Genomic DNA, 18564 nt, shown 5'->3' on the forward strand with positions numbered 1-18564 from the left:
AGTTTGTTTGACGGCTATCACGTTTCAGTTCAAGACGACCAAAAAACTTGCAGATATTTACATAAAGCATGTCTGGATGTGTCTAAAAACGCCATCACCGCCCTGAATGAGGCGGTGAACTTTACTCGTTTTGCTTATTAATTACGAGCCTAAAAAAAACAGGCGTATCAGACAGATTGCAGGCGGGCGGGGTCGATATGAAACAGGCTGGCGAAGTTTTCCGTGGTCACGCGAGCCAGCTCATCAATACTGACACCTTTCAGAACAGCCATATACTCAGCAACGTCTCGGGTCATCGCCGGCTGGTTCTCTTTGCCGCGATGAGGCACCGGCGCCAGGTACGGAGAATCGGTTTCCACCAGAATACGATCCAGCGGAACATAGCGCGCCGCATCACGCAGCTGTTCAGCATTACGGAACGTGACGATCCCCGAAAACGAGATATAAAAGCCTAAATCAAGCAGCTTACCCGCCGTCTCTCTGTCTTCTGTGAAACAGTGTAGTACGCCACCGCAATCCGTCACCTTTTCTTCCCGCAGGATCTCCAGCGTGTCGGCGCGTGCGTCGCGGGTATGAACGATAACCGGCTTATTCAGTTCACGGCCAATACGGATATGGTTGCGGAAGGATTCCTGCTGGCGAGGTTTCGTCTCTGGCGTGTAGAAGTAGTCGAGGCCGGTCTCGCCCATCGCCACGACGCCCTCTTCTGCGGCAAGGCGGCGTAAATCCTCAACCTCGTACGCTTCATCCTGATTCAGCGGATGCACGCCGCAGGAGAAGACAACGTTATTACGCTCGCCAACCAGTTCACGCATGGTACGGTAGCCCGGCAGCGTGGTCGCCACGGCCAGGCAAAATTTCACATCGCGCTCGGCGGCTTTCGCCAGCACGTCGTCCACATTTTTATGCAGGGATTGATAATCCAGGCCATCAAGATGGCAGTGTGAGTCGACTAAAAACATGATGTCTCTCTCAGAGGTGGGAAACCGGCGGTATAACACCCGGTTGCAGGTAGTGTTCGATACGCAGTAACTGGTCGGTCAGTAAAAGCTCGCGATTAAGACCGGTTACCGTCAAAAGTTGTTCACGACTCTGGCAGATATCATGAAGGATAGCGTGCAGCGACGACACGGACAGGCGATTCGCCAGCGTGGTGACCAGCGTCCACACGTCAGGGTTAGTCAGAAGCGTCGCCCCTTGCTGGGTTTTGAGCGCATCCAGCAGCAGTGCGGCCAGCCAGTGGAGCCGTTCCGGAGCCTGATCGCTGTTCAGCGCTGGCAGGACGCTCAGCCAGTCATGGTTATCGAGAGCTGATTCAACCGCACGACAAAGCGTTTCACGCTGGGACCACACCTCCGGCTGCAATAAGTCCAGCGCAGCCGCAGGCGCACCGCTGCACAGGCGCAACGCCGAGAGCGCCGCACCCTGTGACACCGTCACTTCACGCTCCAGCCAGGCGAGAGCCCACGACTCCTGGGGGGCTGCAAGGTGGTGAAGACGGCAGCGGCTACGCAGCGTCGCCAGCAGTCGGCCCGGCTCGCGGCAGGAGAGGAAAAACCAGGTATTCTCTGGCGGCTCTTCCAGCGTTTTTAACAGCGCGTTGGCGGCGGCTTCCGTAAGCAGCGCGGCGTCCTTCAGCCACACCACTTTCGCCCCTCCCAGACGCGCATATTCGTACAGTTTCTCACTGACCTCACGCACCGCGTCGATGCCGAGCGTATTTTTGCCCTTCTCGGGTTCGAGGGTGTAATAGTCAGGATGCGTGCCTGCCTGCATGAGCTGGCAGCCCCGGCACTTGCCGCAGCTTTTATGCCCTTCCGGCTGTTGGCACATCAGAAAGCGCGTGATGGCGTAGATCAACGCATCATCGCCCATGCCCGGCAGGGTCTGGATCAGTAACGCATGATGCCCCCGACCAACCTGATAGCTGTTGATCAGCTGTTCAAAGTGCGGGCGCAACCATGGGTACCATTTCATGCCTGCTGCTCCTGTACCCACTGCGTAACGGTCTGCTGAATATCACGCGTCACGTCTTCCAAGGATTGCGTCGCGTCGATGGTACGAATGGTACTGTCCTGTCCGGCCAGTTCCAGATAACGCGCGCGGGTGCGGTTAAAGAAGTCAAAAGACTCCTGTTCAATTCGGTCCAGTTCGCCGCGCGCCCGGGCGCGCTTCAGGCCCACCTCAGGGGTCACGTCGAGATACAGCGTCAGGTCAGGACGGAAATCGCCCAGAACCGCGTCGCGAAGCGTAGCCAGCATGGCCTGATCGATACCTCGGCCACCGCCCTGATACGCCTGGGTTGAGAGATCGTGGCGATCGCCAATTACCCATTTTCCTTCTGCCAGCGCGGGCTTGATCACCGTCTCCACCAGCTGAACGCGCGCTGCATAGAACATCAGCACTTCCGCTTTGTCGGTAATAACTTCATCGCCGACGGATTTGATATCCAGCACCAGACTGCGCAGTTTTTCCGCCAGCTGCGTACCGCCCGGCTCGCGGGTGAAGACCATGTCGGCGACGCCAAGCGATTTCAGCGTATCAACCACCACGTTACGGGCGGTGGTTTTCCCCGCCCCTTCGAGTCCCTCAATGACAATGTATTTACTGCGCATTTTTTTCCTTAAGTGCCTTCAGATAGTCCTGAACAGAGCGATTGTGGCTGGCCAGGTTGGTGTTAAAGGTATGCCCCCCTTTTCCATCAGCCACAAAATAGAGATACGGTGTCCTGGCCGGGTGCGCGGCAGCCTTCAACGAGGCTTCACCTGGTGTTGCGATCGGTCCAGGCGGCAAGCCGCTAATAACGTAGGTATTATACGCCGTTGGCGTCTCCAGATCTTTTCTGGAAATCTTGCCGCTGTAGTTTTCACCCATGCCGTAGATGACGGTAGGATCGGTCTGCAAACGCATGCCGATGCGTAGACGGTTAATAAACACCGAGGCAACCTGATCGCGTTCGGCAGCTACGGCCGTCTCTTTCTCGATGATAGAGGCCATCGTCATGAACTGGTTTTGATCTTTATACGGCAGGCCTTCAGCTCGCCCTTTCCAGGCAGAATCTACCGCCGCGACCATTTTGTTGTGCGCGCGCTTCAGGATTGCCACGTCCGTCGTGCCTGCCGTATACATCCAGGTGTCGGGCCAGAACCAGCCTTCGATCCACTCGGGATGGTCGAATTTTAAGGCTTCCGCAACGGTCTGGTAGCGATCATCCTTGAGCGTATGCTTGATATACGGCGCGTCGCGCAGCTGCCTGAGGTAATCGCTCAGACGCATACCCTCAACAAAACGCAGCGGGAACTGGGCTTCTTTACCACTCTCCAGCAGTTGCAGCATCTCGCGCACGGTCATGTCTGGGGTAAAGCGATAGGTCCCGGCCTTAAAGTGGGACAGTTCAGGCTCAATACGCAGCAGCCACTGGAAGACACGTGGGCGGTTGATGATTTTGTCACCATACAGCTGCTGACCAAGCGCCTGCCGCCCGGTACCCGCTTTCAGGGTAAAAATCGTCTCGTCTTTAATCAGGATCTTGCTGTCCGCCAGCTGACGGACTTTCCACACTCCCGCTCCGCCGGCAATACCGAACGCAACGATAAGAAGGAGGACAAAGCGTAACATTTTCTTCATGACTACCTGGTTTGCTCACATAACGGGGCCAGAAACTGGAACAGCTCGCGGGATGACCAGCACGTGTGGCCATAAGCGCGAACGGGGACAACGGGCATTAGCGCATTGCAGATAACAACTTCATCCGCGGCCAGCAGCACCTCTTCCTTAGCGTTAACTTCGACAACGCGAACGTCAGCGCGTGCCAGCTGTTGCAAACAAAACTGTCGCATTATGCCGTTGACGCCGGCCTGCTCCAGCGAAGGCGTGAATACGTCACTGCCCTTCCGCCAGAGTAAATTAGCCGCACAGCATTCCGTAATGTACCCTTCGCTGTCAAGAACCAGCGCCTCCCCGGCCTCCGTCTGCTCAAGATGAGTACGAATAAGCACCTGTTCAAGGCGGTTAAGATGTTTTATTCCGGCAAGCATCGGGTTTCGCCCCAGGCGTACCGGACTCAGCGCCAGGGCTACGCCCTCTGCACGCCAGTCCGCATAGTGGGAAGGATAATCTGAAACGGAAAGGATCCGCGTAGGATGCAGGCAGGCAGAGCCGCTGTACCCCCTACCGCCGCTGCCACGGCTGATAATCACCTTCAAAACGCCGCTTGTTTTCGCTGATGCCAGCCGACGCATCTCGCTTTCGAGAATGCCCCACGCTGAGAAGGGGATCAGTAACGTTTCGCAGGCTTTTTGTAAACGAAGGATATGGGCTTCGAGCAGGCACACGCCACCGTCGAGAATACGCGCGGTCGTGAAACAGCCATCGCCAAACTGGGTCGCCCTGTCGCTTGCCGGCAGCGTTTCTTGCTCAAGGCCATTGATTAAAAACATGGTGGCTCCTTATGCGTGGAGGCACAGTCTGGCAGGATGTTGATATCCGGACAAGTGGATTTCACCTAATAAAAAAGGCCCGGCAAGCGGACCTTTTTAACATCAGTGACGAATCAGACTCAGACCTTTTTGAAGATCAGAGAACCGTTAGTTCCACCGAAACCGAAGGAGTTACACAGGGTGTACTCCATACCGCTCACCTGGCGCGCCTCATGAGGAACGAAGTCCAGATCGCAACCTTCATCCGGATTATCCAGGTTGATGGTTGGCGGTACGGCCTGATCGCGCAGCGCCAGGATAGAGTAGATTGACTCTACCGCGCCCGCCGCGCCCAGCAGGTGACCGGTCATGGATTTCGTGGAGCTCACCAGTACACGGCTGGCAGATTCGCCGAAGATAGACTTAACAGCCTGCGCTTCTGCTTTATCGCCCGCAGGAGTAGACGTCCCGTGCGCGTTAACGTAGCCAATCTGTGCCGGGGTAATGCCCGCATCACGGATCGCATTTTCCATCGCCAGCGCAGCACCCGCGCCGTTCTCCGGAGGAGACGTCATGTGATACGCATCGCTGCTCATGCCAAAGCCAACGATTTCAGCATAAATTTTCGCGCCACGTTTTTTCGCGTGTTCGTACTCTTCCAGTACGATCATGCCCGCACCGTCACCCAGCACGAAACCGTCACGGTCTTTATCCCACGGACGGCTTGCCGCCTGCGGGTTATCGTTACGGGTTGAGAGCGCACGCGCTGCACCGAAGCCACCGACACCCAGTGGGGTACTGGCTTTTTCAGCACCGCCCGCAACCATAGCATCTGCATCGCCGTACGCGATAATACGCGCGGCCTGGCCGATGTTATGCACGCCAGACGTACAGGCTGTCGCGATTGAGATGCTTGGGCCACGCAGGCCGAACATAATGGTCAGGTGACCTGCCACCATGTTTACAATCGTAGACGGAACGAAGAACGGGCTGATTTTACGCGGGCCGCCATTCATCAGAGACGTATGGTTTTCCTCAATCAGGCCAAGACCGCCAATCCCGGAGCCGATAGCAGCGCCGATACGGGTAGCGTTCTCTTCCGTAATCTCAAGGCCAGAATCCTGCATGGCCTGAACGCCAGCGACAATTCCATATTGAATGAAGGCATCCATCTTGCGCTGTTCTTTACGCGAGATGATCTCTTCACAGTTAAAATCCTTTACTAAGCCAGCAAATTTCGTTGCATAGGCGCTAGTATCGAAATGGTCGATTAGGCTGATGCCGCTCTGACCGGCAAGGAGAGCTTTCCAGGTGGACTCTACGGTATTGCCGACAGGAGACAACATGCCAAGTCCGGTCACAACTACACGACGCTTAGACACGTTTGTCCTCCAGGGAGGGATAAAAAAAGAGATTCGTGGGACTACAAAAGATAAAACTCAGGCGGTCGAATGACCGCCTGGAGATGTTCACTTACGCCTGGTGGCCGTTGATGTAATCAATGGCAGCCTGAACGGTGGTGATTTTCTCAGCTTCTTCGTCCGGAATCTCAGTATCAAACTCTTCTTCCAGAGCCATTACCAGCTCAACGGTGTCAAGAGAATCTGCGCCCAGGTCTTCAACAAAGGAAGCGGAGTTCACAACTTCTTCCTGCTTAACGCCCAGCTGTTCGCCGATAATTTTCTTAACGCGTTCTTCGATAGTGCTCATACTCTTAAATTTCCTATCAAAACTCGCTTTCGCGATGGTTTTCGTAGTGTATAAAATGTTGAAAAATTTGCAACTAAATCCCGGCAGGTCTTACCACGATTTTACGTTATTTTGAGGCCATTTGCCCAAATAACGCAAATATTTTCGATCGTGATTAAACCATGTACATCCCGCCGTTGACGTGGAGGGTTTCACCAGTGATGTAACCCGCTTCGTCAGAGGCTAAAAATGCAACCGCGCTGGCGATTTCTTTTGGGTCGCCAAGACGACCCGCCGGAACTGCCGCCAGCGTACCCGCACGCTGATCATCCGTCAGCGCACGCGTCATGTCCGTTTCAATAAAGCCCGGAGCAACAACGTTTACAGTAATTCCGCGGGACGCGACTTCACGCGCCAGCGACTTACTGAAACCGATCAGACCTGCTTTCGCCGCAGCGTAGTTGGCCTGACCAGCATTTCCCATGGTACCAACCACAGAACCCACAGTGATAATACGACCATGACGCTTTTTCATCATAGCGCGCATTACCGCTTTTGACAGACGGAATACAGATGACAGGTTGGTTTCGATAATATCGTTCCACTCATCATCTTTCATTCGCATCAGCAGGTTGTCGCGAGTGATCCCGGCATTATTGACCAGAATATCCACTTCGCCAAACTCTGCGCGAATATTTTCCAGAACAGATTCGATAGATGCTGGCTCAGTCACATTCAGTACCAGACCTTTACCGTTCGCACCCAGATACTCGCTGATGGCCTCTGCGCCCTTCTCGCTGGTCGCAGTCCCGATCACTTTCGCGCCGCGCGCAACCAGTGTTTCAGCAATAGCACGCCCGATACCGCGGCTTGCGCCGGTCACCAGGGCAATTTTTCCTTCAAAACTCATGGTATTCCTCTTTTATTGCGAGAGTGCCGCTTTCATTGCTTCCGGCTCGTTAATCGCCGAGGCCGTCAGGGTGTCAACAATACGCTTCGTCAGGCCGGTGAGAACTTTACCAGGGCCAACTTCGTACAGATGCTCAACGCCCTGAGACGCCATAAACTCAACGGTTTTGGTCCACTGCACCGGGCTGTAAAGCTGGCGAACCAGCGCGTTACGGATAGCGTCGGGTGCGGTTTCGCATTTCACATCGACGTTATTCACAACGGAAATCGTCGGTGCGTTAAAGGTCATTTTTTCCAGCTCAACCGCCAGCTTATCGGCGGCAGGCTTCATCAGAGCACAGTGAGACGGCACGCTCACCGGCAGCGGCAGCGCGCGCTTAGCGCCCGCAGCTTTACAGGCGGCACCGGCACGTTCAACCGCTTCTTTATGACCGGCAATAACCACCTGGCCAGGCGAGTTGAAGTTTACCGGAGAAACCACCTGACCTTCAGCAGATTCTTCACACGCTTTCGCAATAGAAGCATCATCGAGACCGATGATGGCAGACATGCCGCCCGTGCCTTCTGGCACCGCTTCCTGCATGAATTTACCACGCAATTCAACCAGACGAACCGCATCAGCAAAGGCAATAACGCCCGCACAGACCAGCGCAGAATATTCGCCGAGGCTGTGGCCCGCCATCAACGCTGGCGCTTTGCCGCCCTGCTGCTGCCATACGCGCCACAGCGCAACGGAGGCAGCCAGCAGTGCCGGTTGGGTCTGCCAGGTTTTGTTCAGCTCTTCGGCTGGACCCTGCTGGGTCAGCGCCCACAGATCATAACCCAGCGCGTCAGAAGCTTCACGGAAAGTCTCTTCGATAACCGGATAGTTTGCCGCCATTTCAGACAACATCCCAACGGTTTGCGAGCCCTGTCCCGGGAACACAAAAGCAAATTGCGTCATTTTTTAATCCTTATCCTAGAAACGAACCAGCGCGGAACCCCAGGTGAACCCACCACCGAAGGCTTCAAGCAAGACCAGTTGGCCCCGTTTAATTCGTCCATCGCGTACCGCTTCGTCAAATGCGCACGGTACCGATGCCGCAGAGGTATTGCCGTGACGATCGAGCGTCACCACAACGTTATCCATTGACATGCCCAGCTTCTTCGCCGTCGCGCTGATAATACGCAGGTTAGCCTGGTGCGGCACCAGCCAGTCGAGCGCGGCGCGGTCCAGATTATTTGCTTCCAGCGTCTCGTCAACGATGTGGGCCAGTTCAGTGACGGCCACCTTGAACACCTCGTTACCCGCCATGGTCAGGTAGATGGAGCTGTCCGGATTAACGCGATCGGCGTTAGGCAGCGTTAACAGTTCGCCGTAGCGACCGTCAGCATGCAGATGCGTGGAGATGATGCCCGGCTCGTCGGACTGCCCCAGCAGTACCGCGCCCGCACCGTCGCCAAAAATAATGATCGTGCCGCGATCGGTTGGATCGCAGGTACGCGCCAGCACGTCAGCGCCAATCACCAGCGCATATTTCACCGCGCCCGATTTCACGTACTGATCGGCGATGCTCAGCGCATAGGTGAAGCCCGCACACGCTGCGGCAACGTCAAACGCCGGGCAGCCTTTAATGCCGAGCATGTTCTGCACCTGGCACGCCGCGCTTGGGAAGGCATGCGTGGCAGACGTTGTCGCCACCACAATAAGGCCGATCTGTTCTTTATCAATGCCTGCCATCTCAAGCGCGCGCTGAGCGGCTTCGTAGCCCATGGTGGACACAGTTTCGTCTGGCGCGGCGATACGACGTTCACGGATACCTGTGCGCGTGACAATCCACTCGTCAGACGTATCTACCATTTTTTCAAGATCGGCGTTGGTACGCACTTGTTTTGGCAGGTAGCTGCCGGTACCTAAAATCTTCGTATACATGTACGCTCAGTCACTTTTAGCTAATACAGATCCCAGGCGAGCGGCAATCCTCTGAGGAACTTGTCGCTGCACCGCCTGCACTGCCTGTTCAATCGCGACGGTAAAGGCTCGCTGATTGGCGGCGCCATGACTCTTAATCACGATGCCGCGCAATCCTAACAGACAGGCGCCATTATACTGGTCGGGGTTGAGGTGACTGAATCGCCGCGTCAGGCTTTTTTGTAACCAACGCTTTAATAAAATCAGCCACCAGGACCTTTTTTTACCGTCTCCCTGCGATTTCAGCAGGGAAAGGAACATTCGTACGACCCCTTCCATGGTCTTCAACGTTACGTTTCCGGTGAAGCCATCACACACTAATACGTCCGTTTTGCCCGTCAGCAACTCATTGGCTTCGAGATAACCAATATAGTTGATGGAGGGAACCTGTTTGAGTATTTCCGCAGCGTCGCGGATACTGTCCAGGCCTTTGGTTTCTTCTTCACCAATATTCAATAACGCAACGCGGGGGTTGTTAATGCCGACCACGTCTTCTGCCAGCACCGACCCCATCACGGCAAACTGAGCCAGCATTGTACTATCACAATCTACGTTAGCGCCCAGATCGAGCACCACCGTTTTGCCCTTCTGCTGGTGCGGTAACACCGTCACCAGCGCCGGACGCTCAATGCCCTCAATCGGCTTGAGCAATAATTTCGACAGCCCCATCAGCGCGCCCGTATTTCCCGCGCTGACGCAAGCCTGCGCTCGCCCTTCTTTCACCAGCTCCAGCGCCATGCGCATAGAGCTGCCACGGCTATTACGAATAGCCTGCGATGGCCGGGCATCACTGGCAATAACTGACTGCGCAGGAATAATCTGCAGACGCGAACGTTGTTCAAAGTCAGCTTTTGCAAGTAATGGCGTGATTGTGTCGGGATTGCCGACTAATAGAAGTGTGAGTTGCGAATTAGAATTCAGTGCCTGCAATGCTGCAGGCACTGTCACGGTAGGGCCAAAATCGCCCCCCATGACATCTAACGCCAGGGTTAGACGTGTCAAGGTATCGTCGCAGCCTGGTTCGGTAAACTCCCCGTTTGCACGGGGAAGTTCCTCACTAAGCCTAATCACGCTGACGCGTGATTACTTAGTGATAACCTTGCGGCCGCGGTAGAAACCGTCAGCGGTGATGTGGTGACGCAGGTGTTTCTCACCAGAAGTCTTGTCTACAGACAGGCTGGTAACTGCGGTCAGCGCGTCATGGGAACGACGCATGCCACGTTTGGAACGGGTTGGTTTATTCTGTTGTACGGCCATGGACCTTACTCCTCAATTACTTACGCTTTAAGCTGGCTAATACGGCAAATGGGTTTGGTTTTTGCGCTTCATCAGGCAGTTCCCCAAAGACCATGTCCGCCTCGGACACTTCACAGTGTTCAGAATCATGCACCGGAACCACTGGCAAGGAGAGGATGACTTCATCTTCAACCAGAGCCAGAAGATCGATTTCACCGAATTCGTTAACCTCAATCGGCTCATACGCTTCCGGGAGTGCTTCAGCCTGTTCGTCAGAACGAACCGGACTAAAACAATACGTTGTGTGAACATGCTGTACGAACGGTTTCCCGCAACGCTGACATTCGAGCGTTACCGTTACCTTTGCATCACCGGTTAAGACGGCGAGACGCTGGTTATCGATAGCGAACGACATGGAGCATTCTACATCACTGTCCACACTGACTACAGACTCGGCAATACGCTCGGCCTGATCGGAAGAATAAATTCCTTCGTAATCGAGGCGTTTTTGAGCCGTACGAACCGGATCAAGAGTCAGGGGTAATTTTACCTTTTGCATAGGGCGCGCATATTAACTTTGTAACGTCATAGAGTCAAAGAAAAAGGCAACCAGAGCTGCCTTTTGCCAATTATTCGCACACATTGCGGCCTGTAGTTTAAAATGGCTGGCATCGATACGCTATATCTGGTGATAAAAATATGCCAAATCTCGTCCTTGCTTCCACTTCTCCCTACCGTCGAATGCTGCTGGAAAAGCTCGGGATCCCGTTTGAATGCGCGGCACCCGACGTTGATGAGACGCCGCAGCCGGGAGAGTCACCGCGTCATCTGGTGACCCGTCTCGCTAAGGAGAAAGCGCAATCGCTGGCCGCACGTTATCCTGCACATTTGATTATAGGCTCCGATCAGGTTTGCGTGCTGGACGGGGAAATCACCGGTAAACCGCATACGGAAGAAAACGCCTGCCAGCAGCTTCTGCGTGCGCGAGGCAGTATCGTGACCTTTTATACGGGGCTAGCGCTTTATAATTCGGCCAGCGGTCATCTGCAAAGCGAATGCGAGCCGTTCGACGTGCACTTCCGTCATCTTAGCGAGCAGGAGATTATGGATTACGTGCGCCGGGAACGTCCTCTGAACTGCGCAGGCAGTTTCAAAAGTGAGGGGCTGGGGATTGCGCTGTTCGACAAGCTGGACGGTCGGGATCCCAACACGCTGGTGGGACTGCCGCTGATAGCGCTGTGCCAGATGTTAAGACGTGAAGAATGTAATCCGCTGACGATGTGACCGTTGCGGCCTGATGCCCTTACCCCGGCCCTCTTCCCGTGGGATAGGGAGAAATACATGTAGGCCGGGTAAGCGCAGCGCCACCCGGCACAAAATCAGCCACGCAGAACTTTCAGACAGCGTTTGAGCTGCTCATCCAGCGGCGCTTCAATACGGATAACTTCCCCGGTATTAGGATGGGTGAACTTCAGCGCTGCCGCATGCAGGAACAGACGCGACAGCCCCGTACCCGCCAGCTGCTTATCAAATTCGCGATCGCCATAGCGGTCGTCAAACGCAATCGGATGGCCCGCAAACTGGGTATGCACGCGAATCTGGTGCGTACGCCCCGTCACCGGACTACAGCGCACCAGCGTGGCGAAGTCGTAGCGCTCTTCTACTTTAAAGCGCGTCTCAGACGGTTTCCCTTCCTGATTAACACGAACAATGCGCTCACCGCTTTGCAGAATATTTTTCAGCAGTGGTGCCTGCACCACTTTTACATGGGACTGCCACTGGCCGCGCACCAGCGCCAGATAATCTTTTTGCATCCCTTTTTCGCGAAGCTGTTCATGCAGGGAACGCAGGGCAGAACGCTTTTTCGCCACCAGCAGCACGCCGGAGGTATCACGGTCAAGACGGTGAACCAGTTCAAGGAAACGCGCTTCCGGGCGCAGCGCGCGTAAACCTTCGATCACGCCGAAGCTCAGACCGCTCCCCCCGTGTACCGCCGTTCCGGACGGTTTATTCAGCACCAGAATGTGGTCGTCCTCATAAAGGATAACTTCGCTCAGGGCCGCGACTTTTTGCAGCTTCGGAGAAACGACCTCTTCTTCACGCTCTGCAACGCGTACCGGTGGAATGCGGACTTCATCGCCCGCCTCGAGCTTATACTCAGGCTTCACGCGTTTTTTATTCACCCGCACCTCGCCCTTACGCAGGATGCGATAAATCATACTTTTTGGCACGCCCTTCAGCTGGGTGCGCAAAAAATTATCGATACGTTGCCCCGCGTCATCGTCGGCGATGGCAACCATTTTTACGGCTGGAGTCTCTGTTTTCATGGTTGGCGATTCTAAATAGCGTCAGGCAATAGCGCCACTCATTTTTCTATGCTTATATTTACTTTTATCCGGAACACTCCGCTTTCGCGCAATCGATTTGGTGGTTATTAAACCAATCACCCCGTTGAAGTGAAGAAACTGTGAGTAACCGGGTGATAATTGGTAAAAGTCATCTTGCTATAACCCGGCGAGCAGTGGAATAATGAATCCGTTTTCCGCGTTAAATCCGGGTTTTGTAAGGATCTCGACGGAATGACCAATTTTGTCTGACCGATCATCCACGCAGCAATGGCGTAAGACGTATTGATCTTTCAGGCAGTTAGCGGGCTGCGGGTTGCAGTACTTCCCGGTATAAGGATTGTTCTCTGGAGAGTTTTCCCAGGCAATTCCCCTGATAATTGCGCTGTGTTTCCGTATGAAATACAGGCAACCGACACTCTGCGCCTCTTAAGCGAGCGACAACCGTGAGGTTGGCGACGTGAATAGACACGAGGCCATCGGTTCATACCCCGGAAAGCGTCACCTTGCCCGCAGCTTTGTCGTCAATGTAAGAATAACGAGTAAGTTACGATGAAAAGAATGTTAATCAACGCAACTCAGCAAGAAGAGTTGCGTGTCGCCCTTGTGGATGGGCAGCGCCTGTACGATCTGGATATCGAAAGTCCTGGACACGAACAGAAAAAAGCGAACATTTACAAAGGCAAAATCACCCGCATTGAACCAAGCCTTGAAGCTGCATTTGTCGATTACGGTGCTGAGCGTCACGGTTTCCTTCCTCTCAAAGAAATTGCCCGCGAATATTTTCCTGCCAACTACAACTCCCATGGCCGTCCGAACATTAAAGATGTTCTGCGTGAAGGTCAGGAAGTTATCGTTCAGATCGATAAAGAAGAGCGTGGCAACAAAGGTGCCGCACTGACCACCTTTATCAGTCTGGCAGGAAGCTATCTGGTATTGATGCCAAACAACCCGCGTGCCGGGGGTATCTCTCGCCGTATCGAAGGTGATGACCGTACCGAGCTGAAAGAAGCCCTGGCAAGTCTTGAGCTGCCAGACGGCATGGGCCTCATCGTGCGCACCGCTGGCGTCGGCAAATCTGCCGAAGCCTTGCAGTGGGACTTGAGCTTCCGCCTGAAGCACTGGGAAGCCATCAAGAAAGCGGCAGAAAGCCGTCCAGCGCCGTTCCTGATCCACCAGGAAAGCAACGTCATCGTGCGTGCCTTCCGTGACTACCTGCGTCAGGACATCGGTGAAATTCTGATTGATAACCCGAAAGTGCTTGAGCTGGCTCGCCAGCACATCGCCGCGCTGGGTCGCCCGGATTTCACCAGCAAAATTAAACTGTACACCGGTGAAATCCCGCTGTTCAGCCACTATCAGATCGAATCCCAGATCGAGTCCGCGTTCCAGCGTGAAGTGCGTCTGCCGTCCGGCGGTTCTATCGTTATCGATACCACCGAAGCGCTGACCGCCATCGACATCAACTCCGCGCGTGCAACCCGCGGCGGCGATATCGAAGAGACAGCCTTCAACACCAACCTTGAAGCCGCTGATGAAATCGCCCGCCAGCTCCGCCTGCGCGACCTGGGCGGTCTGATTGTTATCGACTTCATCGACATGACCCCGGTTCGCCACCAGCGCGCGGTTGAAAACCGCCTGCGTGAAGCGGTGCGTCAGGATCGTGCCCGTATCCAGATCAGCCATATTTCTCGCTTTGGCCTGCTGGAGATGTCCCGTCAGCGCCTCAGCCCGTCACTGGGCGAGTCCAGCCATCACGTGTGCCCGCGCTGTTCCGGTACGGGTACCGTGCGTGACAATGAATCTCTCTCCCTCTCCATTCTGCGCCTGATTGAAGAAGAAGCGCTGAAAGAGAACACCAAAGAGGTTCACGCCATTGTGCCGGTGCCAATTGCCTCCTACCTGCTGAACGAAAAACGTGCAGCGGTCAGCGCAATCGAAGCGCGTCAGGGTGGCGTTCGCTGCATTATCGTGCCAAACGACGAGATGCAAACCCCGCACTATCACGTGCTGCGCGTCCGTAAAGGCGAAGAGACAAGCACCCTCAGCTACCTGCTGCCGAAGCTGCATGAAGAAGAAATGGCGCTGCCGTCTGACGAAGAGCCTGCCGAGCGTAAACTGCCTGAGCAGCCAGCTTTAGCGACCTTCATCATGCCGGAAGCACCGCCGGAAGCGACGCTGGAAAAACCAGCGGAAAAACCTGCCGTGCAGAAAGCCGCCCCAGCCGCGCCAAAAGCGCAGCCTGAGCAACCGGGTCTCCTGAGCCGCATCATCGGTGCGCTGAAAAAAATGTTTGCCGGCGAAGAAGTTCAGCCCGAGCAGCCAAAAGAAGCGCCAAAAGAAGCGAAACCAGAGCGTCAGCAGGACCGTCGTAAGCGTCAGAACAATCGTCGCGATCGTAACGACCGCAACGAGCGTGGCGATCGTAATGAGCGCCGTGATAATCGTTCCGAGAACAACGAAGGTCGCGAGCAACGCGAGGACAACCGTCGCAACCGTCGCGAGAAGCAACAGCAGAACGTTGAAGATCGTGAAATTCGCCAGCAGGCGGGCGATGAGTCCGAGAAGAGCAAACAGCGTGACGAGCAGCAGCCTCGCCGCGAGCGTAGCCGTCGTCGTAACGACGAGAAGCGCCAGGCTCAGCAGGAAGTCAAAAACCTGAATCGCGAAGCGCCTGTAGAACAGCAGGACGCTGAGCAGGAAGAGCGCACCCAGGTTATGCCGCGTCGCAAGCAGCGTCAGCTGACCCAGAAAGTACGTGTCGGTGCTGCTCAGGCGGAAGAAAGCGAAGTCATCGCGGTCGAAGCGCCAGAAAGCACAACGGGTACACAGGTTGCGAAAGTTGATCTGCCAGCCGTGGTGGAAAATCAGGTTGAGCAGGACGAGAGCAGCGAAAACCGTGACAACGCAGGCATGCCGCGTCGCTCCCGCCGTTCTCCACGTCACCTGCGCGTGAGCGGCCAGCGTCGTCGTCGCTACCGTGACGAGCGTTACCCGACTCAGTCGCCAATGCCGCTGACCGTGGCGTGCGCGTCACCAGAGATGGCCTCCGGTAAAGTCTGGATCCGCTATCCGGTTGCTCGCCCTGAGCAGGCTGTTGAAGAGCAGGCTGTAACCGAAGAGGTGATTGCACCGGTAGCCGCGGCAGAAAACGTCGTGACTGAAGCGGCAACCGTGGCAGAGCCGCAGGTTGTTGAGCCTCAGGCTGTTGAAACGGCGGCACCACAGGCTGTGGAAGTGGAAACGACCCATCCTGAAGTGATTGCTGCACCGGTTGATGCCGAGCCACAGATTATCGCCGAAGAAGATGCCGTAGTGGCTGAAGAGGTCGTGGAACACGCTGAACCTGCACCAGCAGTGGAAGAAACCGCAGACGTTGCCGTCGAAACGGTTACCGAAGAGGTGGTTCAGGACGTCGAGATTCAGGTTGAACCTGTTGTCGAAGAAGTCAAAGCGCCTGAAGTGAAGCCTGCGCCGGTTGAGGCAGTTGCCGCCCCAGCGCCAGCGCACGTTGCTACAGCACCTATGACCCGCGCCCCGGCACCAGAGTATGTGCCTGAAGCGCCGCGCCATAGCGACTGGGTACGTCCGGAATTCAACTTCGAAGGTAAAGGTGCTGCCGGTGGTCACAGTGCAACGCACATGGCTACTGCGCCTGCTACCCGTCCGCAGTCTGTGGAATAACACACCCTAAGACTGAAAGCCGACCTCCGGGTCGGCTTTTTTTATGGCTGCTGCACGGGCTTTCTCATTCCGGTGACCTCCGGCATGATCTGCCGCATCATTTCCAGAAAACGCCGCAAGCGCGCCGGATAGTAGCGGGACCAGGGGTAAACCAGATGCACCGGTAACGCTGCCGGCTGCCACTCCGGCAGCAAGTGCACCAGCCGCCCTTCCTGAATATCATCCTGCACCGTCCAGCTGGATACCACCGCCACGCCAAGCCCGGTGAGGGCCGTATTGCGGGCCACATACAGGCTGTCGGTACTCAGACGTGGCGTAATGGTCACACGCGCCGTGGCAGGTGATGCCTCATGAAAAAGCTCCACATGACGCTGATAAAAAGAGCTGATGGCAATCCAGGGAAGGTGTTGCAGATCGTCCGGCGTGTTAACTGCGGGAAAACGGGCCAGCAGCGCCGGCGACGCCACCACCGAGCGCGGCACTTCAGCCAGCAGCACGGACACGGTTGCCGGATCGACTTCAGCGCCTACCCGGATAGCACAGTCCAGGTTGTCGCCGAGGAAATCAACTGACCTATCGTTTAGCATCCATTCGATTGAGAGCAGCGGATAGCGCTGCAAAAATTCGGTTAACGGCTTCAGAAGCTGATCCTGGCCAAACGCGTGGGGGGCCCTCACCCGCAGGACACCGACCGGCTCATCCTCTTTCTGCCCCACCTCGTCTTCCAGCGCCAGCCAGCTGTCAATCACCCGTCGGGCATGCTGATAGCAGCGTTCGCCGTCATCGGTAAGACGGGCTGTATGGGTTGTACGCAGCATCAGGCGCACGCCCAGCATGGTCTCAAGCGACTGCAACCGCCGGCTTACCGTCGCCTGGGTTGTAGCCAGCTGGCGAGCCGCCGCAGAGAGTGACCCTGCCTCAACGATGCGAACGAACGTGCGCATCAGCTCTACCCTGTCTATACGCTCAGCTCTTTTCATAGGTTTTATTATCATACGTTCAACGTATAAGCGTTTTACCACCGCGCCCGCTACCGTCGCAAGGCGTACTGATAAAAAATAGCCGCACACGACGAATGAGGAACATCTTATGAACACCACCACAACCACCACCCAGGCCGTGAGCCGCTGGGTAATCGTTATGCTGGCGCTTGGCGCCGGCTTCAGCGTAGCATCCATCTATTATGCCCAGCCTCTGCTGCCGCTGATGGGCACAGACCTGCACCTGAGCATCGAAGGCATGGGTATGGTCCCGACGCTCACCCAGGCGGGTTACGCCTTAGGCATCCTGTTCCTGCTCCCGCTCGGCGATCGTCATGACCGTAGAACGTTGATCCTGATAAAAAGCGCGACCCTGGCGCTGTTCTTGCTGGGCTGTAGCCTGACCGGACAACTGCACTCCCTGCTGCTCACCAGCCTGCTGATTGGCATGGCCGCTACCATGGCTCAGGATATCGTCCCGGCGGCAGCGATCCTGGCGCCGGAAGGGAAACAGGGTAAAACTGTCGGCACGGTGATGACCGGCCTGCTGCTGGGCATTTTGCTCTCCAGAACCGTAAGCGGCGTGGTGGGAGAAGCCTTCGGCTGGCGGGTGATGTATCAGCTGGCCGCCGCAAGTATTGCGCTTGTCGGCGTAGCGATGTGGGCCGTGCTTCCCCGCTTCGCTGTTCACTCCACGCTCAGCTACCCGGCGCTGATGCGCTCCATGGAACACCTGTGGCGTCGCTACCCGGCGCTGCGTCGGGCCGCGCTGGCTCAGGGTTTTCTGTCGATTGCCTTCAGCGCGTTCTGGTCAACGCTGGCGGTCATGCTGCTGGAACGTTTTCACCTTGGCAGCGCCGTGGCGGGTGGGTTTGGTATTGCTGGTGCCGCAGGCGCGCTGGCCGCACCGCTGGCGGGTGGCCTGGCCGATAAGCTGGGTGCCGGTAAAGTGACCCAGCTGGGTGCCGCACTGGTCACCGTGTCGTTTGCCCTGATGTTCCTGATGCCGGCGCTGGGTGTACACGGTCAGCTGATCCTGATAGCGCTCTCTGCGGTGGGTTTCGATCTCGGCTTGCAGTCCAGCCTCGTGGCGCACCAGAACCTGGTCTACGGCCTTGAGCCGCAGGCACGCGGACGTCTTAACGCCCTGCTGTTTACCGTCATTTTCATCGGAATGGCGCTGGGTTCAGCATTAGGCAGCAATATCTATACGCTGGCAGGCTGGACGGGCGTGGTAGCCCTGGCGACCGTGTGTGGCGCCATTGCGCTGGCTATCAGAGTGATTGAAAGCGCCCGGGTGCTGTCAGCACAGGCAGAAAGCGCGTAAAAAAAATGCCCAACCCGGACGGGTT

Annotated in this window: 18 protein-coding genes; 3 read left to right on the forward strand and 15 right to left on the reverse strand. The window is 55.9% G+C overall.

The window, feature by feature from the left end; genetic code table 11:
- Positions 1 to 167: 167 nt before the first annotated feature.
- The 13 genes from A3466_RS01205 to yceD all read right to left on the reverse strand — a co-directional run bounded on the left by A3466_RS01205 (position 168) and on the right by yceD (position 10762).
- Positions 168 to 962, reverse strand: coding sequence for a metal-dependent hydrolase (locus tag A3466_RS01205; protein ID WP_063449058.1), 795 nt, complete (start codon positions 960 to 962; stop codon positions 168 to 170).
- Positions 963 to 972: 10 nt separating this feature from the next.
- Positions 973 to 1977 carry a DNA polymerase III subunit delta' gene (gene holB / locus A3466_RS01210; RefSeq protein WP_063449059.1) on the reverse strand — a complete coding sequence of 335 codons (1005 nt, stop codon included), beginning with the start codon at positions 1975 to 1977 and terminating at the stop codon, positions 973 to 975.
- Entirely contained in the window at positions 1974 to 2615 is a 642-nt protein-coding gene (tmk, locus tag A3466_RS01215; RefSeq protein ID WP_063449060.1) for a dTMP kinase, read from the reverse strand. Before tmk ends, holB begins: the two co-directional genes overlap by 4 nt.
- Positions 2605 to 3627, reverse strand: coding sequence for a cell division protein YceG (gene yceG, locus A3466_RS01220; protein ID WP_063449061.1), 1023 nt, complete (start codon positions 3625 to 3627; stop codon positions 2605 to 2607). The genes tmk and yceG overlap by 11 nt, the downstream gene beginning before the upstream one ends.
- Before the next feature lie 2 nt (positions 3628 to 3629).
- Entirely contained in the window at positions 3630 to 4439 is an 810-nt protein-coding gene (gene pabC / locus A3466_RS01225; RefSeq protein ID WP_063449062.1) for an aminodeoxychorismate lyase, read from the reverse strand.
- A gap of 119 nt (positions 4440 to 4558) precedes the next feature.
- Positions 4559 to 5800 carry a beta-ketoacyl-ACP synthase II gene (gene fabF / locus A3466_RS01230; protein ID WP_063449063.1) on the reverse strand — a complete coding sequence of 414 codons (1242 nt, stop codon included), beginning with the start codon at positions 5798 to 5800 and terminating at the stop codon, positions 4559 to 4561.
- 91 nt (positions 5801 to 5891) lie between these two features.
- A complete protein-coding gene (acpP, locus tag A3466_RS01235) occupies positions 5892 to 6128 on the reverse strand; it encodes an acyl carrier protein (protein WP_003857954.1) in 237 nt (78 codons plus the stop codon).
- A 154-nt stretch (positions 6129 to 6282) separates the two neighbouring features.
- Positions 6283 to 7017 (reverse strand): 3-oxoacyl-ACP reductase FabG, encoded by a 735-nt coding sequence (gene fabG / locus A3466_RS01240; RefSeq protein WP_023335278.1) that lies wholly within the window; start codon positions 7015 to 7017, stop codon positions 6283 to 6285.
- Between the two features lie 12 nt (positions 7018 to 7029).
- Complete coding sequence (gene fabD, locus A3466_RS01245; RefSeq protein WP_023335277.1) at positions 7030 to 7959, reverse strand: ACP S-malonyltransferase; 930 nt, start codon at positions 7957 to 7959, stop codon at positions 7030 to 7032.
- Positions 7960 to 7974: 15 nt separating this feature from the next.
- Positions 7975 to 8928, reverse strand: a complete 954-nt coding sequence (locus A3466_RS01250) for a beta-ketoacyl-ACP synthase III (RefSeq protein WP_063449064.1) — start codon at positions 8926 to 8928, stop codon at positions 7975 to 7977.
- 6 nt (positions 8929 to 8934) lie between these two features.
- A complete protein-coding gene (gene plsX, locus A3466_RS01255) occupies positions 8935 to 9969 on the reverse strand; it encodes a phosphate acyltransferase PlsX (RefSeq protein ID WP_203464446.1) in 1035 nt (344 codons plus the stop codon).
- Between the two features lie 81 nt (positions 9970 to 10050).
- The gene (rpmF, locus tag A3466_RS01260; protein ID WP_003857964.1) at positions 10051 to 10224 is read right to left on the reverse strand and encodes a 50S ribosomal protein L32; all 174 of its coding nucleotides are present in this window, start codon (positions 10222 to 10224) and stop codon (positions 10051 to 10053) included.
- A 16-nt stretch (positions 10225 to 10240) separates the two neighbouring features.
- The gene (gene yceD, locus A3466_RS01265) at positions 10241 to 10762 is read right to left on the reverse strand and encodes a 23S rRNA accumulation protein YceD (RefSeq protein ID WP_003857966.1); all 522 of its coding nucleotides are present in this window, start codon (positions 10760 to 10762) and stop codon (positions 10241 to 10243) included.
- Between the two features lie 140 nt (positions 10763 to 10902).
- Between yceD and A3466_RS01270 the strand changes: the two genes are divergently transcribed.
- The gene (locus A3466_RS01270; protein WP_063449065.1) at positions 10903 to 11487 is read left to right on the forward strand and encodes a Maf family protein; all 585 of its coding nucleotides are present in this window, start codon (positions 10903 to 10905) and stop codon (positions 11485 to 11487) included.
- Positions 11488 to 11582: 95 nt separating this feature from the next.
- On the opposite strand, the gene rluC is transcribed toward A3466_RS01270, so the two are convergent.
- Positions 11583 to 12530 carry a 23S rRNA pseudouridine(955/2504/2580) synthase RluC gene (gene rluC, locus A3466_RS01275; RefSeq protein WP_063449066.1) on the reverse strand — a complete coding sequence of 316 codons (948 nt, stop codon included), beginning with the start codon at positions 12528 to 12530 and terminating at the stop codon, positions 11583 to 11585.
- A 570-nt stretch (positions 12531 to 13100) separates the two neighbouring features.
- Here rluC and rne point away from each other — a divergent pair.
- Entirely contained in the window at positions 13101 to 16232 is a 3132-nt protein-coding gene (gene rne / locus A3466_RS01280) for a ribonuclease E (protein ID WP_063449067.1), read from the forward strand.
- Between the two features lie 41 nt (positions 16233 to 16273).
- Here rne and A3466_RS01285 read toward each other — a convergent pair whose 3' ends face one another.
- Complete coding sequence (locus A3466_RS01285; protein WP_180979050.1) at positions 16274 to 17212, reverse strand: LysR family transcriptional regulator; 939 nt, start codon at positions 17210 to 17212, stop codon at positions 16274 to 16276.
- Between the two features lie 109 nt (positions 17213 to 17321).
- Between A3466_RS01285 and A3466_RS01290 the strand changes: the two genes are divergently transcribed.
- Complete coding sequence (locus tag A3466_RS01290; RefSeq protein WP_063449068.1) at positions 17322 to 18539, forward strand: MFS transporter; 1218 nt, start codon at positions 17322 to 17324, stop codon at positions 18537 to 18539.
- Positions 18540 to 18564: the final 25 nt, after the last annotated feature.

The sequence above is a fragment of the Enterobacter genomosp. S genome (genome assembly GCF_001631805.1).
Lineage (GTDB): Bacteria > Pseudomonadota > Gammaproteobacteria > Enterobacterales > Enterobacteriaceae > Enterobacter > Enterobacter quasihormaechei.